17 protein-coding genes and 1 pseudogene are annotated in these 21240 nt (G+C 65.0%); 9 read left to right on the top strand and 9 right to left on the bottom strand.

The features are described from left to right. Positions 1-51 precede the first annotated feature (51 nt). Positions 52-711 carry an amino acid ABC transporter permease gene (locus tag HDG39_RS03460; protein ID WP_027197491.1) on the top strand — a complete coding sequence of 220 codons (660 nt, stop codon included), beginning with the start codon at positions 52-54 and terminating at the stop codon, positions 709-711. A 35-nt stretch (positions 712-746) separates the two neighbouring features. Here the strand turns inward: HDG39_RS03460 and HDG39_RS03455 are convergent, their stop codons facing one another. The 5 genes and pseudogenes from HDG39_RS03455 to HDG39_RS03435 form a co-directional block, all read right to left on the bottom strand. Continuing rightward, on the bottom strand, positions 747-1793 hold the full coding sequence (locus HDG39_RS03455; RefSeq protein WP_221305613.1) for a Gfo/Idh/MocA family protein: 1047 nt from the start codon (positions 1791-1793) through the stop codon (positions 747-749). A gap of 182 nt (positions 1794-1975) precedes the next feature. After that, complete coding sequence (locus HDG39_RS03450; protein WP_184003299.1) at positions 1976-2695, bottom strand: FadR/GntR family transcriptional regulator; 720 nt, start codon at positions 2693-2695, stop codon at positions 1976-1978. Between the two features lie 374 nt (positions 2696-3069). Further along, positions 3070-3243 (bottom strand): annotated as a pseudogene (locus HDG39_RS03445) (flavin reductase); the annotation flags it as partial. 49 nt (positions 3244-3292) lie between these two features. Continuing rightward, positions 3293-4489 carry a mannose-1-phosphate guanylyltransferase gene (locus HDG39_RS03440; RefSeq protein WP_184003297.1) on the bottom strand — a complete coding sequence of 399 codons (1197 nt, stop codon included), beginning with the start codon at positions 4487-4489 and terminating at the stop codon, positions 3293-3295. A gap of 136 nt (positions 4490-4625) precedes the next feature. Then, a complete protein-coding gene (locus tag HDG39_RS03435; protein WP_184003296.1) occupies positions 4626-6488 on the bottom strand; it encodes an alpha/beta fold hydrolase in 1863 nt (620 codons plus the stop codon). 469 nt (positions 6489-6957) lie between these two features. Here HDG39_RS03435 and HDG39_RS03430 point away from each other — a divergent pair, with 469 nt between their 5' ends. After that, positions 6958-8427 carry an oligosaccharide flippase family protein gene (locus HDG39_RS03430; RefSeq protein WP_184003295.1) on the top strand — a complete coding sequence of 490 codons (1470 nt, stop codon included), beginning with the start codon at positions 6958-6960 and terminating at the stop codon, positions 8425-8427. 98 nt (positions 8428-8525) lie between these two features. Here HDG39_RS03430 and HDG39_RS03425 read toward each other — a convergent pair whose 3' ends face one another. After that, on the bottom strand, positions 8526-9059 hold the full coding sequence (locus HDG39_RS03425) for a GNAT family N-acetyltransferase (RefSeq protein ID WP_184003293.1): 534 nt from the start codon (positions 9057-9059) through the stop codon (positions 8526-8528). 374 nt (positions 9060-9433) lie between these two features. On the opposite strand from HDG39_RS03425, the gene HDG39_RS03420 reads away from it, so the two are divergent. From HDG39_RS03420 to HDG39_RS03400, 5 genes are read left to right on the top strand one after another with little or no spacing between them, the layout of a single operon-like run. After that, a complete protein-coding gene (locus HDG39_RS03420) occupies positions 9434-9685 on the top strand; it encodes an acyl carrier protein (protein WP_026225422.1) in 252 nt (83 codons plus the stop codon). Continuing rightward, complete coding sequence (locus tag HDG39_RS03415) at positions 9682-10989, top strand: acyl-CoA dehydrogenase family protein (RefSeq protein ID WP_184003291.1); 1308 nt, start codon at positions 9682-9684, stop codon at positions 10987-10989. Before HDG39_RS03420 ends, HDG39_RS03415 begins: the two co-directional genes overlap by 4 nt. After that, positions 10990-12060, top strand: a complete 1071-nt coding sequence (locus tag HDG39_RS03410; protein WP_184003289.1) for an amino acid--[acyl-carrier-protein] ligase — start codon at positions 10990-10992, stop codon at positions 12058-12060. Next, positions 12057-13130: a DUF1839 family protein gene (locus HDG39_RS03405; RefSeq protein ID WP_184003287.1), complete on the top strand. Its 1074-nt coding sequence runs from the start codon at positions 12057-12059 to the stop codon at positions 13128-13130. The genes HDG39_RS03410 and HDG39_RS03405 overlap by 4 nt, the downstream gene beginning before the upstream one ends. A 57-nt stretch (positions 13131-13187) precedes the next feature. Next, positions 13188-15836, top strand: coding sequence for a glycosyl hydrolase 2 galactose-binding domain-containing protein (locus tag HDG39_RS03400; protein ID WP_409259156.1), 2649 nt, complete (start codon positions 13188-13190; stop codon positions 15834-15836). A gap of 164 nt (positions 15837-16000) precedes the next feature. Here the strand turns inward: HDG39_RS03400 and HDG39_RS03395 are convergent, their stop codons facing one another. Then, positions 16001-16141 (bottom strand): hypothetical protein, encoded by a 141-nt coding sequence (locus HDG39_RS03395; protein WP_184003283.1) that lies wholly within the window; start codon positions 16139-16141, stop codon positions 16001-16003. A gap of 324 nt (positions 16142-16465) precedes the next feature. On the opposite strand from HDG39_RS03395, the gene HDG39_RS03390 reads away from it, so the two are divergent. Both HDG39_RS03390 and HDG39_RS03385 read left to right on the top strand, forming a co-directional pair. Further along, positions 16466-17200 (top strand): Crp/Fnr family transcriptional regulator, encoded by a 735-nt coding sequence (locus HDG39_RS03390; protein WP_006048767.1) that lies wholly within the window; start codon positions 16466-16468, stop codon positions 17198-17200. A gap of 36 nt (positions 17201-17236) precedes the next feature. Further along, positions 17237-18622, top strand: coding sequence for an undecaprenyl-phosphate glucose phosphotransferase (locus HDG39_RS03385; protein WP_184003281.1), 1386 nt, complete (start codon positions 17237-17239; stop codon positions 18620-18622). 271 nt (positions 18623-18893) lie between these two features. On the opposite strand, the gene HDG39_RS03380 is transcribed toward HDG39_RS03385, so the two are convergent. Both HDG39_RS03380 and HDG39_RS03375 read right to left on the bottom strand, forming a co-directional pair. Further along, positions 18894-19316: a helix-turn-helix domain-containing protein gene (locus tag HDG39_RS03380; RefSeq protein ID WP_184003280.1), complete on the bottom strand. Its 423-nt coding sequence runs from the start codon at positions 19314-19316 to the stop codon at positions 18894-18896. A 493-nt stretch (positions 19317-19809) separates the two neighbouring features. Further along, positions 19810-21039 carry a glycosyltransferase family 4 protein gene (locus HDG39_RS03375; protein ID WP_184003278.1) on the bottom strand — a complete coding sequence of 410 codons (1230 nt, stop codon included), beginning with the start codon at positions 21037-21039 and terminating at the stop codon, positions 19810-19812. Positions 21040-21240 lie beyond the last annotated feature (201 nt).

Here is a 21240-nt window from a genome sequence, read left to right as displayed (position 1 = left end):
GCGCGCCAAAGTTTATGATGTGCGCTTTGTGCGTCAATAAGAACACTGCCCATGTCCATCACATCCCTGCTGCTCCAATCGCTGCCGGTGCTCGCACAAGGCGCGCTGCTGACGATCAAGTTCGCGATCCTGTCGATGATCTTCGGCCTGATCGGCGGCGCCGTGCTCGCGCTGATGGGCATCAGCCACAGCCGTCCGCTGAACTGGATCGCGCGCGTCTATGTGAGCGTGATGCGCGGCACGCCGCTGCTCGTGCAGATCTTCGTGATTTATTACGGTCTGCCGAGCTTCGGCATTTCGCTCGATCCGACGCCGGCCGGCGTGATCGCGCTGTCGGCGAACGTCGCCGCGTATCTGTCCGAGAGCATGCGCGGCGCGATTCTGGGCATCCACCAGGGCCAGTGGCTCGCCTCGTACAGCCTCGGGCTGTCGCGGCGTCAGACGCTGCGCTACGTGATCGCGCCGCAGGCGCTGCGCATCGCGGTGCCGAGTCTGTCGAACAGCCTGATCAGCCTGATCAAGGACACCTCGCTCGTGTCCGTCATCACGGTGACCGAGTTGCTGCGCAGCGCGCAGGAAATCATCGCGTCGACTTACCAGCCGCTGCCGCTTTATCTTGCGGCCGCGGCCGTGTACTGGGTGCTGTGTCAGGTGCTCGAGTGGGCGCAGCGCTGGTACGAGCGGCGGCTGTCGCTGCCGACGCGGCACTGAGCGCCGCCCGCTCCTTTTCGTTGCCTCCAAGCGGCTCATTCCCCAGCGAACCTGAGCCCCAACGCCGCGCGCGCCGCGTCGGCCATCGCGATCATCTGTCGCGACGTGTCGTGCGGCATCAGCGGACTCTCCAGCACACCCGCGCGAATCAGCTCGCAAAAGTGCGCGGTCTCGTAGTTCAAGCCGCCGCCTTCGAACGGTTCGTCGAGTTCGACGACGCGGCCGTCCGCATAGCGGATCGTCGCGCGCGACGGGTTCCACCACGGCTCGTGCAGCGTCACGTGACCGCCTTGGGCCATCAGCAGCGCATCGCCCTTGCCATGCAGATCGAGCCCGCAGAATAGCTGCGCGATGCCGCCGCGCTCGTGCTGGCTGTTCAGACTCGCGAACGTATCGACGCCGCTCGCGCCAAGCCGGCCGAAGGTCTGCACGTCGCGTGGCGCGCCGAGCCAGTCGACCGCGAGAAACATCTCGTAGATGCCGATATCGAGCAGCGCGCCGCCCGCATGATCGAACGACAGCGACGGATGATCGGCCGGCACGCCCGGCACCGAGCAGCCCGCGCGCACGAGCCCGACCTCGCCGATCGGCTCGGCCGCGAGGCGCTCGCGCAACCTTCTGTAGAGCGGATAGAACGGCGGCTTCATCGCTTCCATGAAGAGCCGTTGCGAAGCGCGCGCGGTGTCGAGCACGCGCTCGAGCTGCGGACGATTGATACACGCGGGTTTCTCGCACAGCACGTGCAGCCCGGCTTGCAACGCGGCGATCGCATAGTCGGCGTGACTGTCCTGCAGCGTCGCGATGTAGAGCGCGTCGATGCCGCTCGCGAGCAGAGTGTCGAAACTGTCGCAGACGGCGCCGCCGAATTCATCGGCGAACGCCTGGGCCGGTTCCACGCGACGCGACCACAGCGCCGCGAGACGCGTCCGCGGCACGAACGCGAGCCCTTGCGCGAAGCGGCGCGCAATCCGGCCGGTGCCGACGATCCCCCAGCGGATCTCGCGCGATGAAGTGGTGTCCTGCGCTGCCCGATCGGTCGGTTGGGTGGTGGCTGCGTGCGGTGCCGCTGTCGTATCTGTCATCGTGTGTGCAAAGGTCCATGCGGTTCGGAACAGCCGCTATTGTCACCGATGCCGCTTGCGAACGCGGCGAACCCGGCCAATCGAACCATGCGGCATCACTGCCGCGCACCGACCTTCGACACCCAACCCCGCCGCTCCCGCGGGACGTTCACAGATACGCTAGCCCGCGCTCGCAATCACGCTCATACCCGCGCTGGCGGCTCAGATGAAAACCGCCCGCCGATCTCCTCGGCCGCGTAATCGATCATCGCGAGCGCAGCGATCTCGGCCTCCTTCGGATCGCGCCGCTCGATCGCTTCGATGACGCGCTGATGCGATGCGATCGCACTCTCCCACAGCCCTTCCCGGTCGTGCACGATCGGATTGAGGGTCGACAGCGCGCCGCGAATGATCGCCGCCATCTGCTTAAAGAACTGGTTGCCGCTCGCGATCACGATGCGCGTATGGAACAGCTCGTCGGCTTCCTGATAGCCGGCCTCGCCCGGACGGATCATGCGAAACGCCTCGAACGCCTCGCGAATCGCCGCGACCTCAGCGGCACTGCCGCGCGCGGCCGCCTGTGCCGACGCGCGCGGTTCGATCAGGATGCGAAACTCGATCACGTCACGCAGAAACATCGGATCGGGCTTCGCGCGGAAACGCCAATTGACGACGTCCTCGTCGATCATGCGCCAGTCGCTCATCGGCCGGATGCGCGTGCCGATCTTCGGCCGCACGTCGAGCATATCGCGCGCGAGCAGCATCGATAGCGCCTCGCGCATCACGGTGCGGCTCACATCGAATTCCTTCGACAGCACATCCTGCGGCGGCAGAATCGCGCCGTATTTCTCCTCGACGATGCCGCTGACGAGCCCGTCCATGACTTTGCTCACCAACGAGCGATCCTTGTTTGCGTGTTCCATGACATATCCCCGAAGCGGTGTTGACCCCGCGTGGCCTGTTGATGAAGGGCCCGTACGTATCTGTTATGCAAATAGGATCGTTTTTCGATACGTTGCAAGCTTCGAAACGGATGCGCCAGTGGGACACTTCCTGACAGGGTTATCCCTCTGAAGATTTGTTTCGTTCGTGTAACGCCATCTGTTTCGCCAGGCACAAAGCTCGCTCGTCAAAGCGTGCCTGCGTTGTGGGGTTTAAATTGTGCGCATTCGCACGTTGGCGTGATGAAATTGTCTGATTTGCACGGACGTGGTCGGACGCCTGCGTGTTCCGGCGAACAAAGATGTCGTGCGAAGCGCAAGCGGCGCAGGTGGGTCCGCGGCACGCGGACGCCGCATCACGCCGAGACTTCGTTCGACGCGCTCGCCGCGACCGACGCATAGCGGCCGCCGAAGAACAGCAGCGGCGCGTGCTCGTCGAGCGAGAACACCAGCACCTCGCCGACGAACAGCGTATGGTCGCCGCACGGATGGCGGTCCACCACGCGCGCGGCGAAGCGCCCGAGCGCATGACGAAAGCGCCGCTCGTCGAATGACGGCGACGGCGCTTTATCGGCTGGCTTATCCGTCTGAGCTGCCGTGGCGCGCACGGGCGCTCCCGTGCTCGCGGCCATACCGATCGTCGAAGCGCACGATGTCGTCTTCGCCGGGATCGCCGCCCGAATGCGCCTCGATGATTTCCAGCGGCGTCTTGCCAGCATTTTCGAGCCGATGCCTGACGCCCGGCGGAATCAACGTCGACTGATTCTCCGACAGCAGGAAGCGCTCGTCGCCGTCCTTGCTCGACGCGCCCCACACCGAATCCCAGGCGCCGGTGTCCGACCAGCCCGCGTCGAGCGGCACCGTCACGCCGACGAGACGCGCGTCGGTGCCCATGCGCTCCATCACCGCATAGTCGACCGAGTCGGACGGACACGCGGCGAACGCGTCGCGTGCGAGGTGCAGCGCGCCGGCATCGTCGATGCTCGCGCCTCTGAATGCGTCCTTGCAGGCCGCCGCGATCAGCGGACGGCACAGGCCGATCGCGTCGAGCCACACCGACGCGCGCACCACGAACATGCCGCTGTTCCACCAGTACTCGCCCGACGCGAGGTAGCGCTCGGCCAGCTCGGCATCGGGCTTCTCGACGAAGCGCTCGATCGTCCGCGCGCCCCGGTTTCCCAAGGCCGCGGCGGTGCGGATATAGCTGTAGCCGGTCGCCGCGCGCTGCGGCGGCACACCGAGCGTGACGATCGCGCCCCGTGCGGCATGCGCGAGCGCTTCGTTGAGCGCCGCGCCGAACGCCGCTTGATCGGCGATCGGATGATCGGCGGGCAGCGCGACCAGGATCGGATCGTCGCCGGCCGCGACCGACGCGCGCGCAGCGAGCGCCGCGACAGTCAGCGCCGGAGCGGTGTTGCGCGCCATCGGTTCGAGCAGTATGCGCACCGGCTTGCGGTACTGCTCGACGCGCTCGAGCGTCGGCAGCCGCAGTTCCTCGCAGCAGACCACCAGCGGCACGGCGGGCGGCGTGGTGCGGGTCGCGTCGGGCGCGGCCGGGTCGAACGCGTCGTCGAGCCGGCGCAGCGTCGCTTCGAGCTGCGACTGGTCGCCCATCAGCCCGCTCCGCTGCTTCGGATTGCGTTCGCGCGACAGCGGCCACAGCCTCGTACCGGAGCCGCTCGCGAGAATCACTGGTTGCACGGTCAGTTCGCGCAGCGCGGCGGCGGTCCCAGCCTGCGGCGCGAGCGGATAACCTGGCTCTACTATTCGATTCATTTGCGATCCCGTCGAATCCAGATCCTGTTCACGGGCCGGCATGACGCGAGCAAGCGCCTCGTGGTCGCAAGCGCGTTCAGTCGTATACGCGCGACATACACTGCGGCCTGGGCGGCCCTGTCTGTCCGCGTGCTCCCTATGCTTCTCCGAACGGACGCAAGGCCCCCGCGGCGCGATGTTCATCGTGCTCCGGGTGCTGCCTGTGCAGCTCGCCGTCGAGCGCCGCGCTGTCGGGCTGACGCAGCTTCGTGAAGCCGCCGCGACAGACGTTCTCGACGTACGACATGATGTTTTCCTGCGCCACCGACGACAGGATCGCGTGATCCGTGTGCTTGCAGAAGGCCACGTGAATGCGCGTGAAGCGCGCGAGCCGCGTGCCTCGCACGCCGAAGTAGCGCTCGAGCTCCTCGACGCCTTCGTCCAGCACACCGAACACCAGGTGCGTGTCGACGCCCCGTGCTTCGAGGTTCGCGAACAGATGCCGCTCGTCACGCGCGCCGAATTCGAGGCCACACAGTTGCTCGATCCGGTCGGCCAGCGTTTCGCCGGTCCGCGCGAGCTGGCGTACCACCAGCTCGCGCACGAGGCCCCAGCCGCCCGTCTCGCCCTTGAGCACGCGCAGCCATTTGCCCGGCTGCTTCATCGAGCGCATGTAGTTGCGCGTCGAACCGAACGCGGACACCGGGATCATCGGCTTGCCGTGTTCGTCGCAGACGTTATGCCATCTGAACTTCTGCACGTTGACGATCACCGCGCCCACCACCGCCGCTTCGCGCGTCGCCGCATGCAGGCCGGTGTAGGCGCCCGAGCAGATGCCGAGCAGCACCGCGCCAGCATGACCGCGCGCGGCGAGCCAGCGCGATGCGCACGCGGCGTCGCCGACACTCGACTGAGAGTACAGCGCGTCGAGGCTCAACGTGTCGCAGGACGGCATGCTGTCGCCGACACCACCCACGTCGACGCGCAGCGACGCGATCCCCTGGCGTGCGAGACGCCGCGCGAAATGCACGCCGAAACGCCCATTGCCGATCCGCGAGACCGCGCCGGTATTGAGCAGCAGCACCGCCGGCGCGCGCGCCGCCGCGGCGCCGTCGGGCCGGCAGTAGATGCCGAACACCTTGCCGTCGTTCAGCCACACCGGCGTCTCGTGCAGCCTCGGCGCGACATAGTGGCCGCCCGCCGGCTCCTCGCCTCGCTCGGGCACGCGCGCCACCGTTTGGGTCGTTCGCGCGCGCCCCGCCAGCAGCCAGTTCTCGATGGTCTCGAACGCGGCGTGCGGTATTTCGCTTTCGAGCGGTTCCATCATGAAGCGGCTGTATTCGTCGAACGGATGACGCTCGAGCTCGACGCCATGTTCGCTGTAATGCGCGGCAAGGGCACCGGCGCGCACCGGGTTGAGTGAATCGAGCAGCAGCACGCGCGCGGCCGGCCGGCTCGTCGCGCGATACAGATCCGCCGCGTGCAGGCTTTGCAGCGTGTCGCTATACATGCGGAAGCCATACGCTTCGACGAACTCGTCGGTATCGGGCTCGACCACGCAATCCATCGCGGCCGGATCGTTCAACCACTGCCGGTAATGCGCGCGCAATTCGCGCTGGTAAGTCTTGCCCGACAGCACCGGCGACATCAGCACGAGACCGTGCACATCGCCAAGTTCCTGCGCGGCAAGCGCGGCCAGCATGCCGCCGAGACGCAGACCGCACACGCTGACACGCTCGATGCCGGTCGCCTCGCGCAGCTGCGCGACCGCCTGCTTGACGCTGTCGATCCATGCGCGCCACAGGCCGGCGTCGGTCGGATCGCCGGCTGAATCGCCGGTCGCCGGGTAGTCGAAGCGCAGCACCGGCATGCCGCGCGCGGCGAGGCGCTCGGCGAGCCGGCGCATGCCGCGATACGTGCACAGCGTGTCGTAGCCAAACGGGGAACACATCACAACGCCATCCGGGCCGTTGGCTGGATGCAACCAGCCGAATTTGCCGTCGAAGACGATGGGTCTCACAGTCCGCTCCTTACTCTTCCTTTTCAAGTGATTACAACAAAGGTGCTCTCGCGCATATGTGCGTCGCGCCACATTGGTTTGGGCTCCGAATCGCGCTGCGCTGGCGTGTGTATCGATGAGCGTGCTGTGCAGTGCAGCAGGCCCCGCGCATGGACCGACGTGCGGCGGATCGCGTCGGTCATGCGCTGTAGTCGATGCCCGCGACTGCGTGCAGCGTGCCGCGAGCATGACGTGATGGAGACGGCGCGGGCACGCTCAGGCGTGCTCCGCAATGCGGTGCGCGCGGCCGGCTCGTGGCTAACCACCGCGCTACCCTGTGACCTTTGCCATTTAACCCCTCCCGATCGCGGCTATCTGTACGGCCACCCACACAGTCACGCGGCGCACGGGGGCAAGATGCAAGACCTGCGACGCGTTGATGCCGCCGCGTATGTCCGCGCGGCCCTTCTCACCGGCCCGGCAATGGAACATGGAACGAAGCATCGTCAGGAACATCTTCATCAACTTTGCCGGCGCGGTCGCGCCGACCTTCGTTTCTCTCATGACCGTGCCCACCTACATTCATCTGCTGGGCGCCGAGCGTTACGGGGTGGTCAATCTGGTGTGGGCGCTGATCGGCTACTTCAGCGTCCTCGATCTGGGCACCAGTCTGGCGACCGAAAACCAGATCGCCAAGGCTCGCGCGGCCGGCGACGATTCGATCGAACCGATCTTCTGGAGTGCGTGGTTCATGAATCTCGGTACCGGCATCATCGGCGGCGCGCTGATCTATGCCGGAGCCATTGTCTACATCACCTACGGCGTGAAAATCGAGCCGACGTTCCAGCATGAAGTGATGGCGAGCCTGCCGTGGATCGCAGTCGCTGTGCCGATCGCGAACGTGACCTGGGTGTTCGCGGGCGCGATTACGGGCGTCGAGTGCTTCACGAGCTACAACATCAACCAGACGCTCGGCACCGCGCTGTTCCAGCTGCTGCCGATCGCGGCGGTCCTCTGCTTTTCGCCGTCACTGGCGATCGCGATTCCAGCCGCCGTGATCGCGCGTTTCGTCGGCGGCCTGATGCTGGGCGTGGCCGCCATTCGCGCGCTCGGCATTCGCCGTATGCGGATGCCGCAATGGCGCTTGATGATCGGGCTGTTCCGCAACGGCCGCTGGCTGCTGATGTTTTCCGGCGCCAACATGATCGCGTCGACGCTCGACCGCGTGTTCATCGGCGGACTGCTCGGCGCGCGCTTCGTCACTTACTACGCGACGCCGCAAAACCTGATCAATCGATTGAACCTGCTGCCGCTCGCGATGGTGCGCACCCTGTTTCCGCGACTGTCGGCGGCGTCGCGCGAGGATGCGGATGCGCTCGCGCATAACGCGCTCGCGCTTCTCAATGGAGCCTTTACGCCATGCGTGATCATCGCGCTATTTGCCCTGAAGCCGTTTTTGCTGCTGTGGCTCGGACCGCAGCTCGCCGCCGCGGCGCCGGTCGCGCGCGTGCTGATCCTCGGCGTGTGGCTGAGCGGCCAGTCGAGCATCCTCGGCAGCCTGTTGCAGGCGCAGACCCATCCCGGGGCAGTGGCGAGCGTCAGCTGGCTTCAGTTGCCGTTCTTTACCGGCGCGTTATGGTGCGGCATCCACTGGTTCGGCATCATGGGCGCGGCGGTCGTCGTCGTGCTGAAGGCGCTGCTCGATTACTCGGTGTTGCTAGCGTTCTCACGGCTGCATGCATGGACGATCGTGCGCAACATGCTCGCGCATCTCGCGTTTCTGCTCGTCGCGCTCGCGCTCGCGGATTCGATCAGCGCGTTGCTGCTGGCGATCGTCGTCGCGCTCGCGTTGAGCGCCGCGAACTTCGGCATGTCGCTGCGCGGGTCGAGCGAGTTGCGCGACGCGCTGTACAGGCTCTGGCTGCGTTGCGCGCCGTCGTCCGGACGGGCACAAGGCTGAGTCCCGGCGCGCGCAATCAATGACGCCGGTCCACCGCTCGTTCATGGTCGGTGGACCTGGATGCCAAGGCTGAAAACACGTACCCAGCCAACGCGGCATCACAACAGTTCGAACGTATTGACGAACGATGCGCCGTCGCGCTCGCGGCGCCTCAGACCGAAGCGCGCCTGAGCGCCGCGCACCTGACGCGTGAGACCGATGAACGGCATACCGTGTTCGAGGTACGGTCCCTCCGTCTTGCGAAAGCCGAACTGCTCGTAGAACCCGCGCAAGCCAAGCGGTGCGCTCACGCGCGTGGCGCGGCCCGGCCAGCGTTGGGCGACCGCTTCGAGCACACGCTCGATCAGCATCTCGGCGGTGCCGTCGCCGCGCCGCAGCGGACTCGTCAGCACCTTGTCGATCATCACTTCCGGATCTTCGGAATCGCCGGGCTGCACCCGCGCATAGGCTAGCACCGGCATCGGCCGCGCCATGTCTTCGACCGCGAACACATGCAAGGCCCGCTCGTCGCGACCGTCCGCGTCGAGGCACACATGCGACTGCTCGACGACGAATACCGCACTGCGCGCACGCAGCACGACATACAACTCACGTGCAGATAGCTGATCGAACTCCAGCGTTTTCCAGTTCATCACGCCCCCGGCTGTCAAAATTTTCGGCGGGTCCGGCAATGCCTGCCGTGCGCGACGGCAGGCCGATCCATGACGGTCCCTCATCATCGACTACACGGTAACGTGCGTGAAAGATGTGCTTCCGTGCGCCATCGCACTGACGCTCGGGGTTGAGGAATCTTAAATACGAATACGAGCCAACGAAGCGCAGCCTTGCCACGTTCGCCCGGTATCGCAGATGGCTTCACGCAGGCCCGCCTGCAACACCGCACTGCACCATCGCGAACGCACGCCGCGGTCTTCGCTCCGCACGTAACTACACACGAAAATCAGGTGCCGACGTCATTCGACCTCGGCACCCATCGGCAGACCTTTGACCATAAGGGGAGCACTGCATGAAGACTGCATTGAGACGCATCCTTTCTGAATCCGCACGCCTGGATGTCCCGGTGGAAAGCCTCGCCGACGACGCCGACCTCTATGCTGCCGGACTCTCATCGCTCGCGACCGTGCATCTGATGCTTGCCATGGAAGACGAATTCAACGTCGAAATTCCTGACCGTATGCTGACGCGCCGCCTGTTCTCGAGCATCGACTCGATGGCCGCCGCGATGACGGAGTTGCAGCGGGCCAAGGCGGCAGCATGAGTGCGCCGCTGCTGGGTCAGGCCGCCGCAGCGGCCTCCGGGGCGGCCTCGAACTCGACTACTGACGCACGGACCGGCGATGGCCAGGGCGCTGCCACCGGGGCGCTGACCGCGCTCGATACCGGTCCCGAATGGCGTGCTGCAGCGCATCGTTGCGCGGCGATCGCCTCGCAGTACGCGGACGCCGTGGACCGCGAGGCGCGCTTTCCGGTCGAGGCGTTCGACGCGCTCAAGGCCGAGCGTTTGCTGTCGGCGATGGTGCCGACCGCTTTCGGCGGCGCGGGCCTGTCGCTTGCCGATATCGGTGCGATCTGCGAAACGCTCGCGCAGGGCTGCGCATCGACCGCGATGATCTATGCGATGCATCAGATCCAGGTCGCGTGCATCGACTCTCACCGCGGCGCCTCCGCCTGGCAAGCGAGCCTGCTTGCACAACTGGCCGAGCAGCAATGGCTGCTCGCGTCGGCGACGTCGGAAGAGACGATCGGCGGCAACATGCGCACGAGCGCGTGCTCGGTGGAGCTCGATGGCGCGCGTTTTCGGATCGAAAAGCTCGCACCGACGATCTCGTACGGCGCGCATGCCGACGGCATCCTCGTGACCGCGCGGCGCACCGCCGACGCGGCCGCGTCCGACCAGGTGCTGATCGTCGCGCTGCGCGCCGATACGCAGCTCGAGCGGCGCGGCGGCTGGGACGCGATGGGCATGCGCGGCACCTGCAGCGAGGGCTTCCGGCTCGTCGCGACGGGACTGGCCGAACAGATCCTCGCGACGCCGTTCGCCGACATCGCCGATCAGACCATGCTGCCGGTGTCGCACACGCTGTGGGCGTCGGTATGGACCGGCATCGCCGTCGACGCGGTCAATCGCGCGAAAGCGTTCTTCCGCGCGCAGGCGCGCGCGAAGCCCGGCACGATGCCGCCGGCGGGCCTGCGGCTCGCCGAAGCGGTCGGGCTATTGCAGATGATGCAGGCGCGTCTAGCGGTCGCGCTGGAGGCCGCGCGCGCCGCGCATCAGGCACGCGAGGGCGCGGCCCAGGCAGACGCCCCGCTCGCGGCGATGCTCGGTTTCGCGTCGGACATGAACACGCTGAAGACCAGCATTTCGACCACTGCGCTGCAGGTCGTACAGGAAGTGCTGATGATCTGCGGCATGGCGGGCTACAAGAACGGCACGCCCTATAGCGTCGGCCGCCATCTGCGCGACCTGCACTCGGCGCCCTTGATGATCAATAACGACCGTATCGCGCAGAACACCGCGAGTCTGCTGCTCGCGCAACGTCCCGCCGCGCCGGGGAGACCCTGAATGAAGCTGATGACCGATACCGCCGCTGTCGCCGCGGCCGCCGCCGCCGCCGCGGACGTGGGGCCTTCGCTCACGCTGCGCGACGAGATGCTGGCCGCCGGCCTGCTGATCGATACCGGTGAAAACGGACTGTATGGCCGCAGCCAGGTTTTCGAGGACGTGATCGAGCGACTGAACCTCGCGATTACGCAGCTGGGTAAAGATCAGCAAGCCGAAGTATTGCGTTTTCCGCCCGCCATGCGCCGCACCGACTTCGAGGATAGCGAATACCTGAAGAGCTTTCCGAATCTCGCGGGCACCATCCATTCGTTTTGCGGCGACGACATGGGCCACCACCGTCTGCTGCGCGCGCTCGACGATGCGATGGCCGACCGCGACGACGACCGCGGCGACGCGTGGCTCGCGCAACAGAAACCGACGCGCGTCGTGCTGACGCCGGCCGCCTGCTATCCGATCTATCCGGTGATGGCGCGGCGCGGCGCGCTGCCCGCCGACGGCCGCACCGTCGACGTGCTGTCGTACTGCTTCCGTCATGAGCCGTCGCTCGATCCGGGCCGCATGCAGATGTTCCGTCAGCGGGAATACGTGCGTCTCGGCAGCCCCGAGCAGGTGATGGCGTTCCGCCAGATGTGGATCGAGCGCGGCTCGCTGCTTGTGAAGCTGCTAGGCTTGCCGGTCGAAGTCGATCTCGCGAACGATCCGTTCTTCGGCCGCGGCGGCAAGATCGTCGCGGATAGTCAGCGCGCGCAAGCGCTCAAGTTCGAGTTGCTGATCGCGGTCGCCGATCCGCGCGGCAAGACGGCCTGCCTGTCGTTCAACTATCACGTGGACCACTTCGGCGCGATCTGGAAGATCGCCTGCGAAGACGGCACGACCGCGCATACAGGTTGTGTGGGCTTCGGCATGGAACGCATCACGCTCGCGCTGTTCCGTCATCATGGGCTCGACGTCGACACGTGGCCCGACGAGGTGCGCGCGCTGCTGTGGGGCGATACCGAGACGCGCGTCGCGGATGCGCTGCAGGCGGCGCAATCTACGCAAACCGCGACCGTCGCCGGGGAGCGCGCATGAATCCATCGCCGACTTCGGCGCTTGCCGGCGCGCTCGCCAACTCGTCGCTGCCGCGACGCGCAGGCGATCTGCCGACGCATCAGCAGACCCACGCGGTGCCCGGTGCCGGCACGCAGTTGCGCGAGCACGTAGCGCACGCGCTGCATCAGGGCGAACGCGTGTGGCAGGAGACCAACTGCTATGTCGATCTGTGGATCGAGCTGCTGCACGGCTTCGGGCTCGATCCGCGCGCGGCGCTCGCGTTCACGGTCACGCAGGATTTCGAAGGCGATCAGTTCACGTTCTTCAAGTTTCCGCTCGATGATCTCGCACGTCTGTATGGCACCCAGGTGCAGGAGCTCGCGATCTACGACTCGCTCGAAGAGCGCGTGCTCGCGCAGACGCTGCGCGGCCACACCGTGCTCGTCGAGGTCGACGGCTACTACCTCCCCGATACGCGCGCGACCTCGTATCGCCGCGAGCATCCGAAGACCACGATCGGCATCGACTTCGTCGACACCGCCGCGCGCCGCCTCGGCTATTTCCACAACACCGGCTACCACCGGCTCGAGGGCGACGACTACGACGGCGTGTTTCGCAAGCTGCCGCATTTCACCGCTCAGCCCGATCTGCTGTTTCCATACGTCGAGTTCGCCAAGCAGGCGCGGCCCGCGCTCGAAGGCACCGCGCTCGCGGAGGCGTCGGCGGAACTGCTGTGCGCGCATCTGGAGCGGCGTCCGCTGACCAATCCGATTTCGCAATGGCGTGCCGCGTTTCCCGCGCATCTCGATACGCTGTTCGAGCGCGACGCGGCGTACTTCCATCTGTACTCGTTCAATCTGATGCGGCAGCTCGGCGCGAACTTCGAGTTCCTGTCGAAGTATCTGCAGTGGCTGTTCGCACAAGGCTTCGAGATTCCGCCGACGATACTGGCCGCCGCGCAACGCATCGCGTCGGAGTCGATGGTGATGCAGTTCCGGCTCATTCGCGCGATCGCGCGCGGCCGTCGCGATACCTGCGAAGACTGCTTCGACGTGCTTGAAAGCGCTTACGAAAAAACGCTGCCAGCGCTGGCCGCTCTGGTGCGCTAGTACGGCGATGCGTTGTTGCGCGCACTTCGTGCCGCGCGGTTTTTCCGGGAATTGACCGTGGATGTATCGACACTCGATCCGCCCGCTGACGAGAGCGATGCTGGCCGTGCGCGCGCGGCCGGCGCGATCGCGCAAGCGCATGATGCGGGCACTGCCTGCGCCGCGCCCTCGCTATGGCCGCAACGGCTCGATACCGGCTGGGCCTGTCTGAGCACCCCGCCGCACGCCTATGAGTCGCCGGCCGATCTGCCCGCGCAAGGCTGGCTCGCCGCGCAGGTGCCCGGCACCGTCGCGAGCGCGCGGCTCGCCGCCGGTCTGCTCGATGTCGATCACCCGCCACCGCTCGCATTCGACGATCACTGGTATCGCGTCACGCTGATCGGTACGGGGCGGCGCCGCTTGCGTTTTCATGGACTCGCGACGCTCGCGCAAGTGTGGCTCGACGATGTGAAGCAGCTCGATTCCGCATCGATGTTCATCGCCCATGACCTGGATATCGAACTAGATGGCCGTGCGACGCTCGTGCTGTGCTTTCGCTCACTGACGCCAGCGTTGGCGGCCAAACGCTCGCGTGCGCGCTGGCGGCCGCGGCTCGTGTCGCCGCCGACGCTTCGCAGCGTGCGCACCACGCTGCTCGGCCATATGCCCGGCTGGTGTCCGTCGATTCAGACGGTCGGCCCGTGGCGTCCGATCGAAATGCTCGGCGACGCGCCGCATGCATTCGACACGATTGATCTGACCAGCCGGCTCGAGCAAGAGGATGGGGTTGTTTCGTTGACGTTACGTTTCGTACGTCCCCACGACGTCGCGGCCTGCCGCGCGACACTTTTTTGCGGCGACCATGTTTCGTCCTTGCAATGGCACGATGCATATACACTCGCCGGCGACGTGCGCGTGCCCCACGCGAAACGCTGGTGGCCGCATACGCATGGAGAGCCCACTTTATATCCTCTGACGTTGCAGCTCGTCGACGGCAACGTGATCTCTCAGTCTCTGGGCTCGATCGGCTTTCGTCGTATCGAAGTGGACCGCGGCGCCGATGCTGCGGGTTTCGCCTTGCGCGTGAATGAAGTGCCCGTATTCTGTCGCGGCGCGTGCTGGACCAGCGCCGATCTCGTCACGCTAGCAGGCACCGAAACGCAATTGCGCCATACGTTCGAGCTCTCGCGCGCCGCTGGCATGAACATGCTGCGCGTCGGCGGCACGATGCTCTATGAGTCCGATCTGTTTTATGCACTCGCCGACGAGTACGGCATGCTGATCTGGCAGGACTTCGCGCTGGCGAATTTCGACTACCCGAACGATGCCGCGTTCAGCGCACTGATCGAGCGCGAAGCGAGCCAGTTCCTGAGCCGCACGCGTCGCTTTGCCTCGCTCGCGGTGCTGTGCGGCGGCAGCGAGGTCGACCAGCAGGCGGCGATGTTCGGACTGCCCGCGGCGCGGCGCGCGCAAGCGTTGTTTACCGAGCTGCTGCCCGCGCTCGTCGCGCGCGAACGCGAGGACGTGCCCTATGTCAGCAATTCGCCATCGGGCGGCGCGTGGCCGTTTTCGACCAACGAGGGCGTCACGCACTACTACGGCGTCGGCGCGTATCAGCGCCCGCTCGCCGACGTGCGCCGCGCGCAGGTGCGCTTCGCGGCCGAATGCCTGGCATTCGCCAACGTGCCCGACGAGGCGACGCTGCACGACGCGCTCGGCACGATCCACACGCACGATCCGCGCTGGAAAGCCGCCGTGCCGCGCGATCCTGGCGCAGGCTGGGATTTCGACGACGTGCGCGATCATTATTTGCAGGCGCTTTACGGCGTCGAGCCGGCGCGCTTGCGCTATGAAGATGCTGCGCGTTATCTGGATCTGTCGCGCGCGGTGGTTGCGGAGCTGATCGGCGATGTGTTCGCCGAGTGGCGGCGCGCGGGCTCGTCTTGCGGCGGCGGCCTCGTGTGGCAATTGCAGGATCTGCGCGCAGGGGCGGGCTGGGGCGTGATCGACGCGACGGGACGGCCGAAAAGCGCGCTGCACGGCTTCGCGCAGACACTGCAGCCGTTGCAGATCACGCTCACCGACGAAGGCCTGAACGGCCTCGATATCCATCTGATCAACGAGCGCGCACAAACGTTTTGCGGCGAACTCGAACTGGTCTGTCTGCGCGACGGCAGCGTGAAGGTCACGTCCGCGCGACGCGCGCTGACGCTTGCCCCGCGCAGCCTGCAACGCATCAGTGCGGCCGCGCATCTGGGCCGGTTCTTCGATTTCACGCATGCGTACCGCTTCGGCCCACGCGCGCACGATGTCACGATTGCAACGCTCTACGACGCCGCGAGTGGCGAGATCGTGTCCGAAGCGTTTCATCTGCCTGAGCGTAGCGTGCACGCGCGTGATGACCTCGGTATGACCGTCGAGGTCGAACGTCGAGGCGACGGCAGCGGCTGGCAGCTTGCGATCGAAACGAAGCGCTTTGCGCGCTTCGTTCATATCATTGGTCCCCGTTATCGCGCGGCGCGCGACTGGTTCCATCTCGCGCCGAACCGGCGCTGTATCGTGCCGCTGCATGCGCTCGAACCGCTGCTGCCGACCGCCTTCGCGGCATCGCCGCAAGAACTCGTTGCTCCTGCATCAAACGCGGCTTTTAAGGTGGATGAAACATGCGCGGCACCCCAGGGGGAAGTCCGCGCGATCAATGCGCTATCCGCCATCTTCTACGGCTAGTGGTCATTCCGAACTAGTCGCACACACGCGAAGCGCCCCAAAGCTCGCTTCGCAGGTCTCGAACTGTCTGCCCGGCTCGCTCACTGTTGGCTCGAACGCGACTGTTGCCTGCTCTGAAAGGCCTTAAGTGCGACAGCGTACGCACTCCATTGAACACTTCTGAATCATTTCCGGCACTTCACGAGGAGCGCTTCAAAACGTGCATGCGGCGCCAGGTTCAAATCTGAGACAGCTTCGACAGCATCCCTGTTTTTGGCCGTGAAGCCTTTGATATCAAGGGATTCGCCCAAACCCAAAGCTTTCATACGATGCATTCCCCATCCGGCGGGGGTGTGCAGAACTGAAACAAAAAGCCGCTTTTATTCTCCCGACGTGCTTCGGGTTTCTTCGCTGCGCCGCATCAGCAGGCGTTTTCCCTAACGTTGGCACGGTCCTCGCTACTACTTCGACGCAACAGAGTGCCACCGCTCACGAGCGCAACAACAGAGGCGGTGGCAGACAGGCCTAAAACGGGGCCGATGCTGTTCATCCTAGCTGCTCGCCGGGCAGCCCACTTCCGAGGATGCGGGCATCGGATCAAATAAACGGAGAGAGTCGCGCGAGGCGCGACTTTCATGCGAGGACCGATCATGTTGACACTTCAATCCGATTTGCACGGTAACCATTTGCTGGGCGCATTGCCGTCGCACGAATGGCAGGCACTAGCTCCCCACCTCGAACTGGTTCATCTGCGTACCGAGCAACTGCTATGCGACTCGGGTCAACGGATCCATCATGTGTACTTCCCCACCACCGCGATCATCTCGATGCTCTCGACGATGGAAGACGGCAGCTCCGTCGAGATCGCCGCGGTCGGCCGCGAAGGCATGACCGGCGTGCCGGTCCTCACGGGTGGCGAAACCATGCCCAACCGCGTACAGGTGCAATGCGCGGGCTTCGCCTACCGGATGAGCGCACAGGCGCTCAAGCAGCAGTTCGCGCGGTCCGACTTTCTGCGCCGCCTGATGCTGCTGTATATGCACGCTCTTCTGACCCAGGTCGCGCAGACCGCCGCGTGCAACCGCCATCACGCGCTCAACAAGCAACTGTGCCGCTGGCTGCTGATCGAGGTGGACCGCGTGGCGTCGAACGATCTGACCGTCACGCAGCAGCTGATTGCCGACATGCTCGGCGTGCGCCGCGAAGGCATCACCGAAGCGGCCGGCAAGCTGCACGACGAAGGCCTGATTCATCATAGCCGCGGTCATATCAAGGTGCTCGACCGCAAGGGCCTCGAAGCCCGCGCGTGCGAATGCTACGGCCTCGTGAAACGCGAATTCGATCGTCTGCTGCCGCGACTGCGCCAGGCCGAGACCGTCGAATAAGCGGCACGCGGCTCGATGACCGGGGTCGATTTGCCTATGTTCAGGATTACTGCTCGATGTCTCGACGCACTGTTCGTGATTGCGGGCGGTCTGCTCGCCCACTGGATGCGCTTTTCCGCGCCGATCGCGTTCGCCGATACCGAGCGTCTTCTGATCGCGTTCAAGTGTGTGCTGGTTCTGTTGCTGTTTCCGTACTTCGGGGTCTATGAGACGTGGCGCGGCAAGGCGCTCGCGCCGGTGCTCGCGCGAATCGCCGCCGCGTGGCTCATGGTGGTCGCGACCGCGCTCCTGCTCGCGTTCACGCTGCATCGGACGGATGCGGTGTCGCGCCTGTGGATCGGCTACTCGACGCTGATCTCCGGCGCGTTGATCATCGCGACACGCTGCATCATGCACGTGGTGCTGCGCTTCGTACGTCGCCGCGGCATGAACGCGCGCACCGTCGCGCTCGTCGGCGCACCGGGGTTTGCGCGCACGCTGCTCGCGCATCTCGAGCATGCGCCGCAAGCGGGCTTCAAACCGGTGTGCGTGTTCGACACCAGCGTGCAAGGCCACGACGCGTATGGCGCGCGTCTGACCCGCCTACCCGTGCTGACGGATCTGGAAGCGTTCGCGACGAAGGTGCGAAATGACCGCGTGAACGAAGTGTGGCTCGCGTTGCCGCTTTCCGAGGAACACACGATCTACCGCTTCACGCGCACCTTCAGACACGACTTCGTCAATCTGCGCTTCATTCCCGACGTGCGCAGTCTGTCGCTGTTCAATCATGCGATCGTCGATGTCGTCGGTTTGCCGACGCTGAATCTGAGCGCGACGCCATTCTCGTCGCCGCAGATTTGGCCCAAGCTGATGTTCGACCGCCTGTTCGCCGTGCTCGCGCTCATCGTGCTCGCGCCGGTGTTCGCCGTGCTCGCGATCGGCATCAAGCTCACGTCGCCGGGACCAGTGTTTTTCCGGCAGATCCGCAAGGGCGTCGACGGCCAGCCGTTCGGCATCTACAAGTTCCGCTCGATGACCGTGCACCAGGAAGAGCACGGCCAGATCACGCAGGCGACCCGCAACGACTTGCGCGTGACGAAGCTCGGCAGCTTCATGCGCCGCACGAGTCTCGACGAGCTGCCGCAGTTTCTGAACGTGCTGCTCGGTCAGATGTCGGTGGTGGGTCCGCGTCCGCATGCGGTCGAACACGATGATCTGTACAAGGACCAGGTATACGGCTACATGCACCGTTACCGCATCAAGCCCGGCATCACCGGCTGGGCCCAGGTCAACGGCTATCGCGGCGCGACCGCCAAGGTCGAGAAGATGGAAGCGCGCGTGAAGTTCGATCTCTTCTATATTCAGAACTGGTCGTTCTGGTTCGACATGAAAATCGTCTTCATCACGATTTTCAAGGGCTTTGTCGGCCGCAACGCGTTCTGACCATGCCATCGAGGGAATCGCATCCGGGAGTGTCGGTCATCGTGCCGGCACTGCGGCGCATGCGAAGTGCGGGTACTGAAGGCGGTGCGCTGAAGGATCGCCGGAATGCGCCTGCGTTCCATTCGAGAAAAACACCCAACCGGGCAACAACGCGTACGCGCCGCTGCGAATAGAAGCGCCAACGCCGGCGGCCCGATCGACAGCCGCCGTGGTTGACGCAAGATGAGCAGCCGCGACGGACCACGTCACGGACGGGTCCGCGACACCGCCTCTACAGGAACGCGCTGACATCGGTCTGAAACCGTACCGCGAGCGCCTTGGCGACTTTCTTGCTGATCGCGCGGCGCCCCGCGAGAATATCGCTGACCACGGTCGGCGACGCGATGCCGGCCAGATCCTTCTGCTTGAGACCATGCGTGATCAGCAGATGGCGCAGGACCTCGCGCGGCTCCGCTTTTGGAATCGTCAGGTTGCGCGCTTGCCAGTGACCGACCAGTTCCGTCACGATCGCGTGCAGATCGGCGAGCGGATCGTTGTCGTTGCCGCTTAGATGATCGGACAGCGAATTGGCGACTCGCACCATCTGGTGAAAATCCTCTTCGGTGCGAATCGGCGTGATCGGCAACTGGCTCTTCAGCGCAGCCCACGTTGCGGAGATGTCGGGAAAGGGTCCCGGAAGGCGATCGGCATTCATGAGTTTAAATTCGTCCTCGTCCAAAAGCCGTCGGCGCGTTAATCGGTGACGCGCGAATGACGACTGCCTGTTGTAGTGAATCGCCGTGACACGCCGAATTGCCGGCACGGCGAACTTCGCAGTGAGGAAATTCAGCGATCACGATAGCGAACGTCTGCTTCAGGTCGTTATGGCCACGCGAGGCATGCCGCGCCAGCGAATATCTCGCCCATAGCGCGTGGTGCGCACCCCGATGTCGTTTTTGAAGTCCAATACTGCTTGCTTGACAATGACCCGCCGCGGCTGGCCTTGCACGCGCGGCGCGTATCGCGCGATACGCGATATGCGCTGCCGACACAAAGCGCGAAGCGGACGCGCCCACACCAATAGCCGCCCGGACGCGTTGGTCAGAACGGCTCGTTACTGCCCATTGCGAAATCACTGCATGACGACGAAAACCTCTTGCTCTCCTATCGAAAACTCCACGAGGCGAGAACAGCGAAAGACCCTCACCTCATTGCCTCCACCCGCTTTTCGGCGCCGTGTCTCTGGCGATGCCGAGTTCCCGGCGCGCGAGATCGGGCTCCGCCCACCTCACCTGCTCCCCCAGCTCCATCGCCGGCAGACCCTGAGCGACCGCCGCAATCGTGCGCGTGACCTCGGCCATGAACGCCCGCCGGAACACCTGAGCCGAAAACCGCTCGGCATTCGCGCGACAGGCCGCCGGCGTGATGTACGCGCTCAGCCGCTCGAAGCGGTCGATCGCGTCGAGCATTGACACCGCCGTCTGACGCGCGAAGAAAACGCCGGTCGGATGCGGGTCGCCGACCGGCACTACCGTTTCGAGCGCCCCGCCCCTGGCGAACGCAATGACCGGCGTGCCGCAGGCCTGCGCTTCGAGCGGCACGATGCCGAAATCCTCCTCGGCGGCGCACACGAAGGCTCGCGCGCGCGCCAGATAATCCTTCAGTACGCCGAATGGCTGATAGCCGAGGACCGTCACGTTCGGTCCGGCCTTCGCGCGGATCGACGCCATCTGCGGCCCGTCGCCGATCGCGATCAGCTTGCGCTGCGGCGTGGCGTTGAACGTCTCGACGATCAGATCGATGCGTTGGTGTGGCACCATCCGCGACACGGTCAGATAGAAATCGTCTTTTTCGGTGCGCAGTTCGAATTCGTTGACGTCGACGGGCGGCGGAATCACCGCGGCATCGCGCCGATAGGTTTTCATCATGCGCCGCGCGACCGATTGCGAATTCGCGATCAGACGATCGACACCATTCGTCGACTGCGCGTCCCAGCCGCGCAGGTAATGCAGCAATACCCGCGCGGCCCACGACTTCGGCCCGCGCAGCAGATTCGCTTCGCGCAGATACTGATGCTGCAGATCCCACGCATAGCGCATCAGCGAGTGCACGTAACTGATGTGCGTCTGATGAGGGCCGACCAATACGCCCTTCGCGACTGCGCAAGAACTGGTGATGATCAGGTCATAGCTCGACAGATCGAACCGTTCGACGGCGAGCGGCATCAAGGGCAAATAGGCGCGATAACGGCTGCGCGCAAACGGCAGGCATTGAATGAACGACGTGGTGACCGGCTTACCGGCAAGCGGCGTGCGATCTTCGAGAAAATCGACGACGCTGAAAACGTCGGCGTCGGGAAAGCACTCGATGATCTGCCCGAGCACTTTCTCGGCGCCGCCGGGAGCGACCAGCCAATCGTGCACGATCGCCACTTTCATATTCCGTCCTATCTGTCACGAATCGCCACCTGGCCTCAGAGAAGAGTGTATGTGCCACGTTCCTGACTGTGCGTGCGCGTGCCCACATTCGACGTGCGACAGTACGCGAGTAATTCGGAGAGTCCGTTCGCGTCTGCAAAATCACGGCTTCATTCCCGCGCTTTCGTATGTGCACTACGCCTGACGTATCGTCCCACGCCT

Source organism: Paraburkholderia lebeckiae (genome assembly GCF_014201005.1).
Lineage (GTDB): Bacteria > Pseudomonadota > Gammaproteobacteria > Burkholderiales > Burkholderiaceae > Paraburkholderia > Paraburkholderia tuberum.
This window is presented reverse-complemented; position numbering and strand designations above follow the sequence as displayed.